Origin of the sequence: Kitasatospora sp. NPDC059722 (assembly GCF_042733235.1) — a bacterium.
In the GTDB taxonomy this organism is placed as follows: domain Bacteria; phylum Actinomycetota; class Actinomycetes; order Streptomycetales; family Streptomycetaceae; genus Kitasatospora.
Genome location: NZ_JBHWGD010000016.1, coordinates 40,160 through 54,748 on the forward strand (window position 1 = coordinate 40,160; position 14,589 = coordinate 54,748).

23 protein-coding genes are annotated in these 14,589 nt (G+C 68.4%); all 23 read right to left on the reverse strand.

Annotated elements, in window-relative coordinates:
• Positions 1-42 precede the first annotated feature (42 nt).
• A complete protein-coding gene (gene rplR / locus ACFV4F_RS13160; protein WP_030280785.1) occupies positions 43-426 on the reverse strand; it encodes a 50S ribosomal protein L18 in 384 nt (127 codons plus the stop codon).
• A 3-nt stretch (positions 427-429) separates the two neighbouring features.
• Positions 430-969 carry a 50S ribosomal protein L6 gene (gene rplF, locus ACFV4F_RS13165; RefSeq protein ID WP_380435917.1) on the reverse strand — a complete coding sequence of 180 codons (540 nt, stop codon included), beginning with the start codon at positions 967-969 and terminating at the stop codon, positions 430-432.
• A gap of 22 nt (positions 970-991) precedes the next feature.
• Positions 992-1,399 carry a 30S ribosomal protein S8 gene (rpsH, locus tag ACFV4F_RS13170; protein ID WP_030280781.1) on the reverse strand — a complete coding sequence of 136 codons (408 nt, stop codon included), beginning with the start codon at positions 1,397-1,399 and terminating at the stop codon, positions 992-994.
• Between the two features lie 268 nt (positions 1,400-1,667).
• Entirely contained in the window at positions 1,668-1,853 is a 186-nt protein-coding gene (locus ACFV4F_RS13175) for a type Z 30S ribosomal protein S14 (protein WP_030055830.1), read from the reverse strand.
• Between the two features lie 4 nt (positions 1,854-1,857).
• Positions 1,858-2,427 (reverse strand): 50S ribosomal protein L5, encoded by a 570-nt coding sequence (gene rplE, locus ACFV4F_RS13180; protein WP_030393302.1) that lies wholly within the window; start codon positions 2,425-2,427, stop codon positions 1,858-1,860.
• The gene (gene rplX / locus ACFV4F_RS13185) at positions 2,427-2,738 is read right to left on the reverse strand and encodes a 50S ribosomal protein L24 (protein WP_030055828.1); all 312 of its coding nucleotides are present in this window, start codon (positions 2,736-2,738) and stop codon (positions 2,427-2,429) included. The genes rplE and rplX overlap by 1 nt, the downstream gene beginning before the upstream one ends.
• A gap of 15 nt (positions 2,739-2,753) precedes the next feature.
• Positions 2,754-3,125, reverse strand: coding sequence for a 50S ribosomal protein L14 (gene rplN, locus ACFV4F_RS13190; RefSeq protein ID WP_030055827.1), 372 nt, complete (start codon positions 3,123-3,125; stop codon positions 2,754-2,756).
• 102 nt (positions 3,126-3,227) lie between these two features.
• The gene (gene rpsQ, locus ACFV4F_RS13195; RefSeq protein WP_030055826.1) at positions 3,228-3,500 is read right to left on the reverse strand and encodes a 30S ribosomal protein S17; all 273 of its coding nucleotides are present in this window, start codon (positions 3,498-3,500) and stop codon (positions 3,228-3,230) included.
• Positions 3,500-3,724 carry a 50S ribosomal protein L29 gene (gene rpmC, locus ACFV4F_RS13200; protein WP_063348970.1) on the reverse strand — a complete coding sequence of 75 codons (225 nt, stop codon included), beginning with the start codon at positions 3,722-3,724 and terminating at the stop codon, positions 3,500-3,502. Before rpmC ends, rpsQ begins: the two co-directional genes overlap by 1 nt.
• The gene (gene rplP, locus ACFV4F_RS13205; RefSeq protein ID WP_030055824.1) at positions 3,724-4,143 is read right to left on the reverse strand and encodes a 50S ribosomal protein L16; all 420 of its coding nucleotides are present in this window, start codon (positions 4,141-4,143) and stop codon (positions 3,724-3,726) included. Before rplP ends, rpmC begins: the two co-directional genes overlap by 1 nt.
• A gap of 5 nt (positions 4,144-4,148) precedes the next feature.
• On the reverse strand, positions 4,149-4,973 hold the full coding sequence (gene rpsC, locus ACFV4F_RS13210; protein WP_188301636.1) for a 30S ribosomal protein S3: 825 nt from the start codon (positions 4,971-4,973) through the stop codon (positions 4,149-4,151).
• Positions 4,973-5,320, reverse strand: coding sequence for a 50S ribosomal protein L22 (gene rplV, locus ACFV4F_RS13215; protein ID WP_030055822.1), 348 nt, complete (start codon positions 5,318-5,320; stop codon positions 4,973-4,975). The genes rpsC and rplV overlap by 1 nt, the downstream gene beginning before the upstream one ends.
• Positions 5,321-5,370: 50 nt before the next feature.
• Positions 5,371-5,652, reverse strand: a complete 282-nt coding sequence (gene rpsS / locus ACFV4F_RS13220; protein WP_030055821.1) for a 30S ribosomal protein S19 — start codon at positions 5,650-5,652, stop codon at positions 5,371-5,373.
• An 11-nt stretch (positions 5,653-5,663) separates the two neighbouring features.
• Positions 5,664-6,500: a 50S ribosomal protein L2 gene (gene rplB / locus ACFV4F_RS13225; RefSeq protein WP_063348968.1), complete on the reverse strand. Its 837-nt coding sequence runs from the start codon at positions 6,498-6,500 to the stop codon at positions 5,664-5,666.
• 43 nt (positions 6,501-6,543) lie between these two features.
• Positions 6,544-6,864, reverse strand: coding sequence for a 50S ribosomal protein L23 (gene rplW / locus ACFV4F_RS13230; RefSeq protein WP_063348967.1), 321 nt, complete (start codon positions 6,862-6,864; stop codon positions 6,544-6,546).
• A complete protein-coding gene (gene rplD / locus ACFV4F_RS13235) occupies positions 6,864-7,541 on the reverse strand; it encodes a 50S ribosomal protein L4 (protein WP_380435914.1) in 678 nt (225 codons plus the stop codon). Before rplD ends, rplW begins: the two co-directional genes overlap by 1 nt.
• Positions 7,542-7,545: 4 nt before the next feature.
• The gene (gene rplC / locus ACFV4F_RS13240) at positions 7,546-8,193 is read right to left on the reverse strand and encodes a 50S ribosomal protein L3 (RefSeq protein ID WP_380435912.1); all 648 of its coding nucleotides are present in this window, start codon (positions 8,191-8,193) and stop codon (positions 7,546-7,548) included.
• Positions 8,194-8,207: 14 nt separating this feature from the next.
• Positions 8,208-8,516: a 30S ribosomal protein S10 gene (rpsJ, locus tag ACFV4F_RS13245; RefSeq protein WP_012785157.1), complete on the reverse strand. Its 309-nt coding sequence runs from the start codon at positions 8,514-8,516 to the stop codon at positions 8,208-8,210.
• A gap of 391 nt (positions 8,517-8,907) precedes the next feature.
• Positions 8,908-10,719: a hypothetical protein gene (locus ACFV4F_RS13250; protein WP_380435910.1), complete on the reverse strand. Its 1,812-nt coding sequence runs from the start codon at positions 10,717-10,719 to the stop codon at positions 8,908-8,910.
• A gap of 211 nt (positions 10,720-10,930) precedes the next feature.
• The gene (locus ACFV4F_RS13255) at positions 10,931-11,710 is read right to left on the reverse strand and encodes a glycosyltransferase family 2 protein (RefSeq protein ID WP_329927667.1); all 780 of its coding nucleotides are present in this window, start codon (positions 11,708-11,710) and stop codon (positions 10,931-10,933) included.
• A complete protein-coding gene (locus tag ACFV4F_RS13260) occupies positions 11,707-12,108 on the reverse strand; it encodes a DUF2304 domain-containing protein (RefSeq protein ID WP_359962256.1) in 402 nt (133 codons plus the stop codon). Before ACFV4F_RS13260 ends, ACFV4F_RS13255 begins: the two co-directional genes overlap by 4 nt.
• A gap of 111 nt (positions 12,109-12,219) precedes the next feature.
• Positions 12,220-13,536: a hypothetical protein gene (locus ACFV4F_RS13265; protein WP_380502157.1), complete on the reverse strand. Its 1,317-nt coding sequence runs from the start codon at positions 13,534-13,536 to the stop codon at positions 12,220-12,222.
• The gene (gene rfbB, locus ACFV4F_RS13270; protein ID WP_380435905.1) at positions 13,533-14,507 is read right to left on the reverse strand and encodes a dTDP-glucose 4,6-dehydratase; all 975 of its coding nucleotides are present in this window, start codon (positions 14,505-14,507) and stop codon (positions 13,533-13,535) included. Before rfbB ends, ACFV4F_RS13265 begins: the two co-directional genes overlap by 4 nt.
• Positions 14,508-14,589: the final 82 nt, after the last annotated feature.

A 14,589-nucleotide genomic window follows, 5' to 3' on the forward strand; every position in this document is an offset into this window, starting at 1 on the left:
TACCTCTCTCGATTACGTCCGTCGACTGAGTCGACGAGCGGCTTAGAAGTCGAGCCCGGCCTCGCGGGCCGCGTCCGCCAGGGCGGCGATGCGGCCGGCGTACCGGTTGCCCGCGCGGTCGAAGACGACCGACTCGATGCCGGCGGCCTTGGCGCGCTCGGCGACCAGGCTCCCGACCTTCTTGGCCAGCTCGGTCTTGTCGCCCTCGGCGCCCTTGATGGACACGTCGAGGGTGGACGCCGACGCCAGGGTGTGACCCTTGGCGTCGTCGATGACCTGGGCGACCATGTGACGGTTCGAACGCGTCACGACGAGGCGCGGACGCACCTCGGTGCCGACGACGCGCTTGCGAACGCGGATCGCGCGGCGCTTGCGAGCGGCGCTCTTGTAGGCGTTGCCCTTGCCGATCTTGACAGAGACACTCATCGCTTACTTACCACTCTTTCCGACCTTGCGGCGGATGACCTCGCCCGCGTACTTGACACCCTTGGCCTTGTACGGGTCCGGCTTGCGCAGCTTGCGGATCTTCGCGGCGACCTCGCCGACCTTCTGCTTGTCGATGCCGTCCACGTGGAACTTGGTGGCCGACTCGACGACGAAGGAGATGCCCTCGGGGGCCTCGACCAGGATCGGGTGGCTGTAGCCCAGCTGGAACTCCATGTCGGAGCCCTTCGCCAGAACTCGGTAGCCGACACCGCTGATCTCCAGCGACTTGCGGTAGCCCGCGGTCACGCCGGTGATCATGTTCGCCACCAGCGTGCGGGAAAGACCGTGCAGGGCCTTCGACAGACGCTCGTCGTTGGGGCGGGTGACGAGCAGCGTGCCGTCCTCGCCCTTACCGATCTCGATCGGCGCGGCGACGACGTGAGTGAGGGAACCCTTGGGGCCCTTCACCGAGATCGCCTGGCCATCGATGGTGACGTCCACGCCAGCGGGGACCTGGATGGGCAGCCGTCCAATGCGCGACATTGCTGTACCTCCGTTTCCCGAATTACCAGACGTAGGCGAGAACTTCTCCGCCTACGCCCTTCTTGGCGGCCTGCTTGTCGGTGAGGAGACCCGAGGACGTGGAGATGATCGCCACGCCCAGGCCGCCGAGCACCTTCGGCAGGTTGGTGGACTTTGCGTAAACGCGCAGACCCGGCTTGCTGATGCGCTTGATGCCGGCAATGGAGCGCTCACGGTTGGGACCGAACTTGAGCTCGATGGTCAGCTTCTTGCCGACCTCGCCCTCGGCCGGCTCCTCAACCTTGTAGGAGGAGATGTACCCCTCCTGCTGCAGGATCTGGGCGACGTGCGCCTTGATCTTGCTCGCCGGCATCGCCACGGAGTCGTGGTACGCCGAGTTCGCGTTACGCAGACGAGTGAGCATGTCTGCGATGGGGTCGGTCATGGTCATGATGGCCTCAGGCCTCTCTCGCCGTGGTTTCTCCGCGCCAGGTCCCCCCGCCGCACTCCGAGGAGTGCGGCGGGGGCACAGACGCAGGGGACCTGCGGCGTCGTAAGACTGGGTGCGAGCCCTCCCAGAGAAGGGCCACGGGCATCCATGGGGAAGCCGTGGCAGGGGGCCCGACCCCACAACCTTACGGGAATCCGTACGGGAGCCCAAAACGGGCTGATGTGGGGCCGGGCACCTCTGCGTCGCTAGCGGTGCCTAAAGCTCTGGACTACCAGGAGCTCTTGGTCACGCCCGGCAGCTCGCCGCGGTGCGCCATCTCACGAAGGCAGACACGGCAGAGGCCGAACTTGCGGTACACCGAGTGCGGACGGCCGCAGCGCTGGCACCGGGTGTAGGCCCGGACGCCGAACTTCGGCTTGCGCTCGGACTTCGCGATGAGGGACTTCTTCGCCATTGGCTCACGCCTCCTTGAACGGGAAGCCCAGAGCGCGCAGGAGCGCCCGGCCCTCGTCGTCGGTCTGAGCGGTGGTCACGACGGTGATGTCCATACCGCGCTGACGGTCGACCTTGTCCTGGTCGATCTCGTGGAACATGACCTGCTCGGTCAGACCGAACGTGTAGTTGCCACGGCCGTCGAACTGCTTCGGGGAGAGGCCACGGAAGTCACGGATACGCGGCAGGGCCAGCGACACCAGACGGTCCAGGAACTCCCACATGCGGTCACCGCGGAGGGTGACGTGGGTGCCGATCGGCTGGCCCTCGCGCAGCTTGAACTGCGCGATGGACTTACGGGCCTTGGTCACGGCCGGCTTCTGACCGGTGATCGCGGTCAGGTCGCGGATCGCGCCCTCGATCAGCTTGCTGTCACGGGCGGCCTCGCCGACACCCATGTTGACGACGACCTTGACCAGGCCGGGCGTCAGCATGACGTTCTCGTACGAGAACTGCTCCTGCAGCTGACCCTTGATCTCGGAGTTGTAACGCTCCTTGAGACGGGGGGTCACCTTCTCAACAGTCGTCTCAGACATCAGATGTCCTCACCGGTTCGCTTGGCAACGCGGATCTTGTTGCCCTCGTCATCGAAGCGGTAGCCAACGCGGGTGACGACCTTCTTGCCGTCCTTCTCCACGACCAGCTGGACGTTGGAGACGTGCACCGGGGCCTCGACGGTGACGATGCCACCCTGAGTGCCCGGGCCCGGCTTGGTGTGCTTCTTGACCCGGTTCACACCCTCGACCAGGACCTTGTTCTCGGCGGGCATGGCCTGGATGACCTTGCCCTGCTTGCCGCGGTCCTTGCCGGTGATGACCTGAACCAGGTCACCCTTCTTGATCTTCATGCTGTTCGCCATGGGTTAGAGCACCTCCGGCGCAAGCGAGATGATCTTCATGAACTTCTTGTCGCGCAGCTCGCGGCCCACCGGGCCGAAGATGCGGGTGCCACGGGGGTCACCCTCGGTGTTCTTGAGGACGACGGCGGCGTTCTCGTCGAACCGGATGTACGAACCGTCGGGACGACGGCGCGACTTCACGGTACGGACGACGACGCACTTGACGACGTCACCCTTCTTCACCGAACCGCCGGGGATCGCGTCCTTGACGGTCGCGACGATGACGTCCCCGATGCCGGCGTAGCGGCGACCGGAACCACCGAGAACGCGGATGCAAAGGATTTCCTTCGCGCCCGTGTTGTCGGCGACTCGCAGTCGCGACTCCTGCTGGATCACAGCTTTCTCCTGATCGTCAACGAGAGCTGACGGGCCGGCCGCTGCTCACACCAGCGCCCGCACGGGGCCTGGTGCACATACGGCCGTACCGCATCAACTTCGTTACTTGGCCTTCTCGAGGATCTCGACGACGCGCCAGCGCTTCGTCGCGGACAGCGGGCGGGTCTCCGCGAGGAGGACCCGGTCGCCGATGCCGCAGGCGTTCGCCTCGTCGTGCGCCTTCAGCTTGTTCGTACGGCGGATGACCTTGCCGTACAGAGCGTGCTTGACGCGGTCCTCGACGGCGACGACGACGGTCTTGTCCATCTTGTCGCTGACGACGAGACCCTCACGGGTCTTGCGGAAACCGCGCGTCTCGTTGGTGTTCTCAGTCATCAGGCGTTCTCCACCGTCTCGATGCCCAGCTCGCGCTCGCGCATCAGGGTGTAGATCCGCGCGATGTCCTTACGGACGAGCTTGAGCCGTCCGTGGTTGTCGAGCTGCCCGGTCGCCGCCTGGAAGCGGAGGTTGAACAGCTCCTCCTTGGCCTCACGGAGCTTGGCAACGAGACCCTCGTTGTCCAGCTCGCGGAGGTCAGCAGCCTTGGTGCCGGCCGACATCAGCTCTCACCTGCCTCGCGCCGGATGATCCGGCACTTCATCGGGAGCTTGTGAGCAGCGCGGGTCAGCGCCTCACGAGCCACCTTCTCGTTGGGGTACGACAGCTCGAACATGACCCGACCCGGGTGCACGTTCGCGATCCACCACTCGGGCGAACCCTTACCGGAACCCATGCGGGTCTCGGCCGGCTTCTTGGTGAGCGGACGGTCCGGGTAGATGTTGATCCAGACCTTGCCGCCACGCTTGATGTGACGGGTGACGGCGATACGAGCGGACTCGATCTGCCGGTTCGTCACGTAGGCCGGGGTGACGGCCTGGATGCCGTACTCGCCGAACGCGAGCTCGGTGCCACCCTTGGCAGCGCCGCGGCGCTTGGGGTGGTGCTGCTTGCGGTGCTTGACCCGACGGGGGATCAGCATGACGGTCAGGCCTCCGTTCCGGTGTTCTCGGCAGCCGGAGCCTCGGCGGCCGCGGCCGCGGGGGCCTCGGCAGCGGCGGGGCGACGGCCACGGCCACCGCGCTCGCCACCACGGCGCTCGCCACCGCGGGCGGGACGACCACCCTCGGGACGGGCCGGGCGGTTGCCCGAGCGGGCAGCGGCGTTCTCAGCGCGGACCTCGGCGATGTTCTTGACGTCGCCCTTGTAGATCCAGACCTTCACACCGATGCGGCCGAAGGTCGTCTTGGCCTCGAAGAAGCCGTAGTCGACGTTCGCGCGCAGGGTGTGCAGCGGCACACGGCCCTCGCGGTAGAACTCCGAACGGCTCATCTCGGCGCCGCCGAGACGACCGGAGCACTGGACCTTGATGCCCTTGGCGCCGGACTTCATGGTGCCCTGCATCGACTTGCGCATGGCACGGCGGAAGGAGACGCGGGAGGACAGCTGCTCCGCGACGCCCTGAGCCACGAGCTGGGCGTCCAGCTCGGGGTTCTTGACCTCGAGGATGTTCAGCTGGACCTGCTTGCCGGTCAGCTTCTCGAGGTCGCCGCGGATGCGGTCGGCCTCGGTGCCACGGCGGCCGATGACGATGCCGGGGCGAGCGGTGTGGATGTCAACGCGGACGCGGTCGCGGGTGCGCTCGATCTCGACCTTGGAGATGCCGGCGCGCTCCATGCCCTTCGTCATCATGCGACGAATGGCGACGTCTTCCTTGACGTAGTCCTTGTACAGCTTGTCGGCGTACCAGCGGGACTTGAAGTCCGTGCTGATGCCGAGGCGGAACCCGTGCGGGTTAACCTTCTGGCCCATTACCGGGTCCCTTCCTTGCTGCTGACGACCACGGTGATGTGGCTGGTCCGCTTGCGGATCCGGTAGGCACGACCCTGCGCACGCGGACGGAACCGCTTCAGGGTCGGGCCCTCGTCAACGTACGCCTCGCTGATGACGAGGTCGTCCACGTTGGAGTGGTTGTAGTTGTGCGCGGCGTTGGCAATGGCGCTGTCGAGCACCTTGCCGACGGGCACGGTGGCGGCCTGCGGAGCGAAACGCAGGACGGCCTGGGCCTCCGTGGCCGGCAGGCCACGGATGAGGTCCACCACGCGGCGGGCCTTCATGGGCGTGACGCGGATGTACCGCGCCTGGGCCCTGGCTTCCATGGTTGTCCCCTTGCTGGTGTAAGTCATTGAGTCGGTAATCTCGCTGGCGACTAGCGACGCTTCGACTTGCGGTCGTCCTTGACGTGACCGCGGAAGGTACGCGTCGGCGCGAACTCGCCGAGCTTGTGGCCGACCATCGACTCGGTGACGAACACCGGGACGTGCTTACGGCCATCGTGCACCGCGATCGTGTGGCCGAGCATGGCCGGGAAGATCACGGAGCGACGGGACCAGGTCTTGATGACGTTCTGGGTACCCGCCTCGTTCTGCGCGTCCACCTTCTTGAGAAGGTGGCCGTCGATGAAGGGGCCCTTCTTGAGACTGCGCGGCATCTGACCTGCTCCTAGCGCTTCTTGTTGGTCTTGCGGCGGCGCACGATGAGGGCGTTCGAAGCCTTCTTCGGGCTACGAGTGCGACCCTCCTTCTGGCCCCACGGCGAGACCGGGTGGCGGCCACCAGAGGTCTTACCCTCACCACCACCGTGCGGGTGGTCGATCGGGTTCATGGCGACACCACGCACGGTCGGGCGGACGCCCTTCCAGCGCATACGGCCGGCCTTGCCCCAGTTGATGTTCGACTGCTCGGCGTTGCCGACCTCGCCGACGGTGGCGCGGCAGCGCGCGTCGACCAGGCGGATCTCGCCGGAGGGCATGCGCAGGTGCGCCATCTTGCCCTCACGCGCGAGCAGCTGGATGCCGGCACCGGCGGAGCGGGCCATCTTGGCACCGCCACCGGGACGCAGCTCCACCGCGTGGATGGTGGTACCGACCGGGATGTTGCGAAGCGGCAGGTTGTTGCCCGGCTTGATGTCGGCGCCAGCGCCGTTCTCGATCCGGTCACCCTGCGCGATGCCGCGCGGCGCGATGATGTAGCGCTTCTCGCCGTCCGCGTAGTGCAGGAGCGCGATGCGCGCGGTGCGGTTCGGGTCGTACTCGATGTGCGCGACCTTGGCCGGCACGCCGTCCTTGTCGTGACGACGGAAGTCGATCACGCGGTAGGCGCGCTTGTGACCGCCACCCTGGTGGCGAACGGTGATCCGACCGGCGTTGTTACGGCCGCCCTTGCTGTGCAGGGGGCGAACCAGCGACTTCTCCGGCGTGGACCGCGTGATCTCTACGAAGTCGGCCACGCTGGAGCCACGACGGCCCGGCGTAGTCGGCTTGTACTTGCGGATGCCCATTTGGCTCTCTCGTCCTCGTCCTTATCGACGATCACGATCTCCGTTAGGAGACCGGACCACCGAAGATGTCGATGCGGTTGCCCTCAGCCAGCGTCACGATGGCGCGCTTGGTGTCCTTGCGCTTGCCAAAGCCCGTCTTGGAGCGCTTGCGCTTGCCCTGACGGTTGAGCGTGTTGACGGACTCGACCTTGACCGAGAAGACCGCCTCGACGGCCTGCTTGATCTGGGTCTTGTTGGCACCGGGCGACACGACGAACGTGTACTTGTTCTCGTCGAGGAGCGAGTAGCTCTTCTCCGAGATGACCGGCTTCACCAGGACGTCACGGGGGTCCGTGAACGTCTTGCTCGTGATCTCTGCAGCCATCAGGCGGCGCTCCCTTCGAGCTCGCCCTCAGCAGCCACGGCCTTGGCGGACGCGGCGGGACCCGCCACGAAACGCTCGAAGGCGGCCTGGGTGAAGACCACGTCGTCGGAGACGAGCACGTCGTAGGTGTTCAGCTGACCGGCGTCCAGGATGTGCACGTGCGGCAGGTTCCGGGCGCTCTTCAGACCCAGCTCGTCGGCACGCTCGACGACGAGGAGGATGTTCTTGCGCTCGGTGATCTTGCCGAACAGACCCTTGGCGGCCTTGGTCGACGGCGCCTCGGTCGCGACCACGTCGGTGACGACGTGGATGCGGTTGTGGCGGGCCCGGTCGGTGAGCGCACCGCGCAGGGCGGCGGCGATCATCTTCTTCGGGGTCCGCTGCGAGTAGTCGCGCGGCACGGGACCGTGCACGACGCCACCGCCGGCGAACTGCGGGGCGCGGGTCGAGCCCTGACGGGCGCGGCCGGTGCCCTTCTGGCGGTACGGCTTCTTGCCGCCACCGCGGACCTCGGCACGAGTCTTGGTCTTGTGGGTGCCCTGACGGGCCGCAGCGAGCTGCGCCACGACGACCTGGTGCATCAGCGGAACGCTGACCTTCGCGTCGAAGATCTCGGCCGGCAGCTCGAGGCTGCCGGTCTTGTCGCCCGAGGGCGACAGGATGTCAATGGTGCTCATATCCTCACAGCCCCTTCGCCGCGGTGCGGACGAGGACGAGGCCGCCGTTCGGGCCCGGGATTGCGCCCTTGATCAGGAGCAGCCCCTTCTCCGCGTCAACGGCATGGATGGTCAGGTTCTGGGTGGTCACACGCTCGTGGCCCATCCGGCCGGCCATCCTCACGCCCTTGAACACGCGACCCGGGGTGGCGCAGCCACCGATCGAGCCGGGCGAGCGGTGCTTGCGCTGCACACCGTGACCGGCGCCGAGGCCCCGGAAGTTGTGGCGCTTCATGACACCGGCGAAGCCCTTGCCCTTGGAGGTGCCGGTCACGTCGACCTTGACACCCGCCTCGAACAGCTCCGCGGTGATCTCCTGGCCGAGGGTGTACTCGGAGGCGTCCGCGGTACGGAGCTCGACCAGGTGGCGGCGGGGGGTGACACCGGCCTTGGCGAAGTGACCCGCGAGGGGCTTGTTCACCTTGCGCGGGTCGATCTCGCCGAAGCCGATCTGGACGGCGTCGTAGCCGGCCGGGCTGTCGGCGGTGTGGACCTGGGTCACGACATTGGGCCCAGCCTTGACGACGGTCACCGGAACGATCCGGTTGTTCTCGTCCCAGACCTGGGTCATGCCGAGCTTCTCGCCCAGGATGCCCTTAATCTGCTTAGCCATCTTCGGTGCGCCTCTCAGAGCTTGATCTCGATGTCGACGCCCGCCGGCAGGTCGAGACGCATGAGCGAGTCAACCGTCTTCGGCGTGGGGTCGAGGATGTCGATCAGACGCTTGTGAGTGCGCATCTCGAAGTGCTCGCGCGAGTCCTTGTACTTGTGCGGCGAGCGGATGACGCAGTACACGTTCTTCTCAGTGGGCAGCGGCACCGGGCCCGCGACCTGCGCACCAGTACGAATCACCGTCTCGACGATCTTCTTCGCCGAGGAGTCGATGACCTCGTGGTCGTAGGCCTTGAGCCGGATGCGGATCTTCTGTCCCGCCATGGCTACTCAGTAGTCCTTTGTCCTTAGTTGCCGCACGACTCCCTCTCCGACCCCCGCGCTCGGGCGTGTCGCACTCGCGCTTGCAAAAAACCGGCGAAGAACTCGTCGGTTTCAAGATTTCGGGGTGGGGGAGCCGGGCCGAGACCCCGCTCACGCTTCCCGGAAGATTCCCGTACTTTCGCCCCGCAGCTGCCGTGGCGTAGAACTCACGCTTGACGGCCATCACGGGAACGACGAGTACCTGGGACTCGCTTCCGGTCCTCCCGGCGGGAGGCGCGCAGCATCGGCACTCAACCGAGCAACTTGGACATACTGCCACATGGAGCAGCCCGGATGCCAATCGGGGCCGGTGAGGTGTACCTCACCGGCCCCGATCGTCACCCGTTGGGGGTCAGTCCTTCGGCGGGCGGCCGCACACGACGTCGTACTCCTTCGAGGTCGCGTTGGCGCAGTAGAGCTTCTTCTGGTCCGGCCCGAAGGTGTACTCGGACAGGTTCATGTTGATCGGGTTGCAGGCCTGCTTCCCGTTGTACGGCGAGTACTTGGGGCACTTCCCGTTGTCCAGCTGCTGCAGGTGGGCACGCAGCGCGTCCAGGCCCATGTCCTCGACGCCCGGGTTGGTGGACGGCATGAAGCGGTTGGCCGACCACGAGCCGCCCATGGTGGCGAACAGGGCGATCGCGCAGATCAGGCCGGCGGCCAGCTGGGACAGCACGCGCGGCGAGATCCGGGCGGCCCGGGCCGGGGCGACCTCCTCCAGCGTGCCGCGGATCCAGCCGAAGACGCGCTCGTACGTGAGCATCACGCCGAGGACGGCCAGGATGATCAGGCAGTAGAAGATGATCCAGGTGGTGCGCGGGTACAGCTGGACGGCCTGGGTGTGCTCCATGTGGGAGGCGAACCAGAAGCGCAGCAGCCAGGCGCCGGCGAGCACGAAGCCCGCGGTGCGGACCACGACGTTGCGCAGGCCGAGGCCCACGCCGATGCCCACGCCCAGGAGCAGCAGGACGCCGAAACCGGTCTGGCCGGCCAGCTCGCCCGATGCCGGGTAGTCGTGGTAGGTCAGGTCTCCGGCGCGGTCGGAGGCCCAGCCCATGACGTACGCCGGGTCGATGTAGGTGTTGATGTACGCGTAGCGGTCCATCGTCGTGGCGCCCAGGCGGACCAGCTGGTACAGCAGCGGCGCGCCGATCACGGCGGCGGTGACCAGCAGGGTGCCGAGGAACACGAGCGCGCGCTTGATCGCGACCCGGCCCCGCCGCCACGGGAACAGCATCAGGCCGAGGATGAACGAGCCGGGCGCGGCCCACAGGTACCAGCCCGAGTACCAGAGGAACATCACGCCGAACGCGGCGCCGAAGCCGAGGCCGCGCAGCACCGCGGAACGGACCGAGAGCTCGTCGGCGCGGCGGATCTCACGGAAGCAGGCCGCCAGCAGCGGCAGCAGCACCAGCATCGAGCCGTGGCTGTACGGGCGGATCGGGTCGAGGAAGACGATCGAGGTCGGCACGGCGACGGCCATCGCCCAGAACGGGCGCAGCAGCATCCGCCACGAGAGGTAGGCCATCGGCCCGACCAGCGCGCTGAGGATCAGCTGCAGGTCCTTGAGCGCGTGGCCCACGCCGGCGACGCCGTGGTGGAAGAGCTTGGCCCAGACCGCGAGCAGGGCGGGGAACAGCGGGGGGTAGACCCCCGGCAGGCCCTTGCCGCGCATCATGTCGTTGGCCATGCCCATGAGGTTGCCGGGGTCGCCCTCCTGGCCGCCCAGGCCCCACGGGGTGCCGTGCAGCGCGACCACGATGCCGCCGGCGACGACACCGGTGCCGAGGCCCGCGACGGCCGCGCACGCCAGGCGCTGCGCGACCTGGTAGTAGCGCAGCGTGCCGCGGTAGGCGAGGAACAGCAGCACCGCGAGGACGGGGATGCCGAGCAGCGCCGCGTACTGCTGGATCTTGGCGAGGCCGCTGACCTGGCCGATCCGGGTGACGGGATTGACGCTGATGTGCGTGCACAGCAGCATGAACCCGAGGGCGACGACGACGCTGACCACGCCCTCCCCCAGCGGGAGGAACCAGCGCTTCTCGGTCCAGCGCTCGAAGCGGCCGCCCGCCCGGGCCGTCGTCGTCTCTCCGGACGACGCGCCTCTGGCGCCGCCGGGCGTGCTGGAGGGGGCGCCGACGACGTCCGGTGCCAAATCCGTCATGTCAATTCGCTTCCGTGAAGCGGCACTCTGCCGCAGGTCGGGCCGGCTCGCCGGGCGAGCGGGGTCGGCGGGCGCCGGCCGGGGGGCACCCGGTCGCCACGGAACGTCCCCGGAAAGCCGACGGGACGTCCACGCCCGACACGCTAGCAAGCCGATGCCGGGCCCCACCCGTTCGGTCACGGGGTACGGGCCCGGCGGTCACGCGCCGTGATCAGCTACGGCCGGCCAGTTCGCGGCGCGGTGCCGCGGCCTTCTTGGTGGCCGGCTGGATCAGCTTGAGGTGCTTGGGCATCCGGCGGATCATCGCCAGCAGCAGGACCAGGCCGGCCCGGGCGAGGTAGATCGTCGCCTTGATCGGGGAGGCGCTGGGCGTGCCGGTGGTCCGCTCGCGCATCGCGACCGGCACCTGCCGGATCACGAAACCGCAGCGGGCGGCGCCGACCATGCTCTCGATCGTGTCGCCCAGGTACTCGACCGGGTACCACTGGGAGAAGAACTCGATCATCGGCTTGTTGCAGGCCTTGAAGCCCGAGGTGGTGTCGGTGAGCCGCGTGCGGGCGACCCGGGACAGCACCACGGAGAGCAGCTTCATCGCCCAGGAGCGCGGGCCGCGCACCTTGTACGAGCCCTCGCCGGCGAAGCGGGCCCCGATGACCAGGTCCGCCTCGTCCAGCTTGGCGATCAGCGTCGGCACGTACGACGGGTCGTGCTGGCCGTCGGCGTCGCACTGCAGCGCGATGTCGTAGTCGTGCAGGTGCGCGTAGCGGTAGCCGAAGCGCATCGCGCCGCCGACGCCCAGGTTGTAGGGCAGCTGGGCGACCTTGGAGCCGTGCGCGGCGGCGACGGCCGCGGTGTCGTCCACCGAGCCGTCGTCGACGACCAGGGTGTCGACGCCGGGCAGCTTCTGCTGGATCTCCCGCAGGATCTTGGGCAGCCCCTCGGCCTCGTTCCAGGCCGGGAGGATGATCAGTACCCGCTTGCCGTCGATCATGCCGTCACCCCGGGGTCGTTCGCCTTGGCGGCGTCGTTGTTGCTGCGCGCGATCGGGTAGTCGTGGTGCTCGGCCAGGTACGCGCGCATCATCGCGACGTCCTCGGCCAGCGTGCGGGTCTCGGCCTCCAGCCGGGAGGCCTCCCAGCTCAGGTGCAGCGAGACCATCAGCACCAGGATGAAGCCCGCGAACAGGACCAGGCTGACGCCGGAGGCGATGCCGAGCCGGCGGGCGGTGGAGTCCAGGATCGTCGGGAAGAACCCGAGCGGCGCGACGACGACGCCGATCGCGAGCCAGATCGCCGCGTACTTCTCCCGGAGCTGCTGTCGGCGCAGCAGCTCCAGGATGTAGACGAGCACCAGCACGCCGGTGATCGAAGTGATGACGGTGAGATGCACGACGGGGAGCGCCTTTCAGCGGCTGTGTGGCGTGGCCAGAGTAATGACAGTTTAAAAGGCGCGGCGGAACGGACTGCCGCCGCCGGTTGTACGGGGCCCGCGCAGATGGTGTCAGACTTCTGACGACTGACGCGCCGCCATGGTTGCACCCGGTTCCACGGCGGTCGCGGCCGGAGCCGTCAGGGACCGCGCGAGCGCCCACAGCATGGCAGCAGCGCTCACCGCGGCACCAGCCAGGTAGGCCAGTTCGACGCGGGTCGCGATCGCCCCCGGCACCGCGGTGACGGCGACGAGCACCACCGTGCCGGCCAGCCAGGACAGCAGCTGCCGCTGGTGGCGGCCGAGCGAGAGCAGCGCCTGGCCGAAGACGGTCGCGAGCATGTAGCAGAGCGTGCCGAGCGACAGCCACAGGAAGTCGGCCGAGCCGAGCACGTCCTGCGCCTTGAAGAACAGCCGGATCGCCCACGGGCCGAGGATCACCGTCGGCACGCCGGCCGCGGTGCACATCAGGGCGACGATGCCGCCGGTGCGCAGCAGGACCTTGCGGAACTCCCCGTGGTTGCCGGCCGCCGCGGCGCCGGACAGCGAGGAGACCAGCGAGGCCTGGATGGCCGCGTACGCGAAGAGCGGCACCCGGGCCAGCACCACCGCGTTGAGCAGCGCGGCGATCAGCGCCTTGGAGGAGGGCGAGAGCGCGCCCACGCTCACCACCGCGGCGTTGACCATGAGCTGCGCGAGCAGCGTCGAGCCGGTCAGCAGGCCGAGCCCGGTGACGACGTCGCGCCAGGCCGGGGCCGGGCCGCCGCGCCGGTCGGCGAGCACCGAGCGCATCCCGATCACCGAGGCGGCGAGCGGCGCCACGACGAGGATCAGGCTGAACGCGAACGCCGAGTGCACGCCGAACAGCGGGATCAGCGCGGCCAGACCGATCCGCAGACCGCCGTCGACGCCCAGCTGGAGGCCGTAGGAGCCGAACCGGCCGAGGCCGGCCAGCGCGCCGCGGGCCACCGAGCTGACGGCCAGGCCGACCAGGGCGCCGCCCATGCCGGCCACCAGGCCGATGTCGCCGGAGAAGAAGCGGTCCGCGATCGGGCGGGCCGCCACCGCGACGCCGGCCAGCACGACGGCCAGCACGGCGGCGGTGGCCAGCAGCACCCGGCGGATGGCCGGGCCGGGGCCGTGGCCGGCCACGTCGCGGGCGGCCACCAGCCGGTTCAGCTCCAGCTCGACCGGCGAGAACAGGCCGTACCCGACCGACATGACCAGCGTCCACAGCATGGAGACGCCGGCCACCTGCGTGGTGTCCAGGCCGTGCCCGGCGAGCGCCAGGAAGATGTACGAGGAGGCACCGAGCACGACGGTGCCCCCCGCGACGAGCCGCACGCCGGGGGGCAGCGCCCCCAGCAGCCTGGCCACCGGGTTCGTCATCGCAGCGCGGCCTTGGCCTTCAGCGGCTCCCACCAGGCGCGGTTCTCGCGGTACCAGGCGATGGTGGCCGCGAGGCCGTCCTCGAAGCGGACCTGCGGGGCGTAGCCGAGCTCCTCGCTGATCTTGGTGATGTCCAGCGAGTAGCGCAGGTCGTGGCCCTTGCGGTCGGCGACCGGCTCCACGGACGACCAGTCGGCGCCCGCGGCCTGGAGCAGCAGCTCGGTGAGCTCCTTGTTGGTCAGCTCGGTGCCGCCGCCGATGTTGTAGACCTCGCCGGCGCGGCCCTTGCGCATGGCGAGCTCGATGCCGCGGCAGTGGTCGGAGACGTGCAGCCAGTCGCGGATGTTGCCGCCGGTGCCGTACAGGGGCACCTTCTTGCCGTCCAGCAGGTTCGTGGTGAACAGCGGGATGACCTTCTCCGGGAACTGGTAGTGCCCGTAGTTGTTGGAGCAGCGGGTGACCACCACGTCCATGCCGTGGGTGCGGTGGTAGGCGAGCGCCAGCAGGTCGGAACCGGCCTTGGAGGCGGAGTACGGGGAGTTCGGGGCGAGCGGCCACTCCTCGGTCCACGAGCCCTCGGAGATCGAGCCGTACACCTCGTCGGTGGAGACGTGGACGAAGCGGGCGACGCCGTGCTTGCGGGCCGCGTCCAGCAGCACCTGGGTGCCGAGGACGTTGGTCACCACGAACGGGCCGGCGCCCTCGATCGAGCGGTCGACGTGCGACTCGGCCGCGAAGTGCACGACCACGTCGTGTCCGGGCATCACCTGGTCGACGGCGTCGGCGTCGCAGATGTCGCCGCGCACGAAGGCGTAGCCGCTGTGGTCGGCGACCGGGGCCAGGTTGGCCTCGACGCCCGAGTAGGTGAGCTTGTCGAAGACGGTGATCTGATCCGTTGCGTCGGCGCCGAGCAGCTGGCGGACGAACTCTGAACCGATGAAGCCGGCGCCGCCGGTGACGAGGATGCGCATAGTGCGGGCAGTCTACCGGGGTGAATCGAACCCCGGACCCCGGGCCGACGGGGGCTTCCGGAGCGCCCCCGGACCTCACATA

Coding starts and splice junctions, on each gene's coding strand:
- rplR (WP_030280785.1), bottom strand. CDS start 426: ATGAGTGTCTCTGTCAAGATCGGCAAGGGCAACGCCTACAAGAGCGCC.
- rplF (WP_380435917.1), bottom strand. CDS start 969: ATGTCGCGCATTGGACGGCTGCCCATCCAGGTCCCCGCTGGCGTGGAC.
- rpsH (WP_030280781.1), bottom strand. CDS start 1,399: ATGACCATGACCGACCCCATCGCAGACATGCTCACTCGTCTGCGTAAC.
- ACFV4F_RS13175 (WP_030055830.1), bottom strand. CDS start 1,853: ATGGCGAAGAAGTCCCTCATCGCGAAGTCCGAGCGCAAGCCGAAGTTC.
- rplE (WP_030393302.1), bottom strand. CDS start 2,427: ATGTCTGAGACGACTGTTGAGAAGGTGACCCCCCGTCTCAAGGAGCGT.
- rplX (WP_030055828.1), bottom strand. CDS start 2,738: ATGAAGATCAAGAAGGGTGACCTGGTTCAGGTCATCACCGGCAAGGAC.
- rpsQ (WP_030055826.1), bottom strand. CDS start 3,500: ATGACTGAGAACACCAACGAGACGCGCGGTTTCCGCAAGACCCGTGAG.
- rpmC (WP_063348970.1), bottom strand. CDS start 3,724: ATGTCGGCCGGCACCAAGGCTGCTGACCTCCGCGAGCTGGACAACGAG.
- rplP (WP_030055824.1), bottom strand. CDS start 4,143: ATGCTGATCCCCCGTCGGGTCAAGCACCGCAAGCAGCACCACCCCAAG.
- rpsC (WP_188301636.1), bottom strand. CDS start 4,973: ATGGGCCAGAAGGTTAACCCGCACGGGTTCCGCCTCGGCATCAGCACG.
- rplV (WP_030055822.1), bottom strand. CDS start 5,320: ATGGAAGCCAGGGCCCAGGCGCGGTACATCCGCGTCACGCCCATGAAG.
- rpsS (WP_030055821.1), bottom strand. CDS start 5,652: ATGCCGCGCAGTCTCAAGAAGGGCCCCTTCATCGACGGCCACCTTCTC.
- rplB (WP_063348968.1), bottom strand. CDS start 6,500: ATGGGCATCCGCAAGTACAAGCCGACTACGCCGGGCCGTCGTGGCTCC.
- rplW (WP_063348967.1), bottom strand. CDS start 6,864: ATGGCTGCAGAGATCACGAGCAAGACGTTCACGGACCCCCGTGACGTC.
- rplD (WP_380435914.1), bottom strand. CDS start 7,541: ATGAGCACCATTGACATCCTGTCGCCCTCGGGCGACAAGACCGGCAGC.
- rplC (WP_380435912.1), bottom strand. CDS start 8,193: ATGGCTAAGCAGATTAAGGGCATCCTGGGCGAGAAGCTCGGCATGACC.
- rpsJ (WP_012785157.1), bottom strand. CDS start 8,516: ATGGCGGGACAGAAGATCCGCATCCGGCTCAAGGCCTACGACCACGAG.
- ACFV4F_RS13250 (WP_380435910.1), bottom strand. CDS start 10,719: ATGACGGATTTGGCACCGGACGTCGTCGGCGCCCCCTCCAGCACGCCC.
- ACFV4F_RS13255 (WP_329927667.1), bottom strand. CDS start 11,710: ATGATCGACGGCAAGCGGGTACTGATCATCCTCCCGGCCTGGAACGAG.
- ACFV4F_RS13265 (WP_380502157.1), bottom strand. CDS start 13,536: ATGACGAACCCGGTGGCCAGGCTGCTGGGGGCGCTGCCCCCCGGCGTG.
- rfbB (WP_380435905.1), bottom strand. CDS start 14,507: ATGCGCATCCTCGTCACCGGCGGCGCCGGCTTCATCGGTTCAGAGTTC.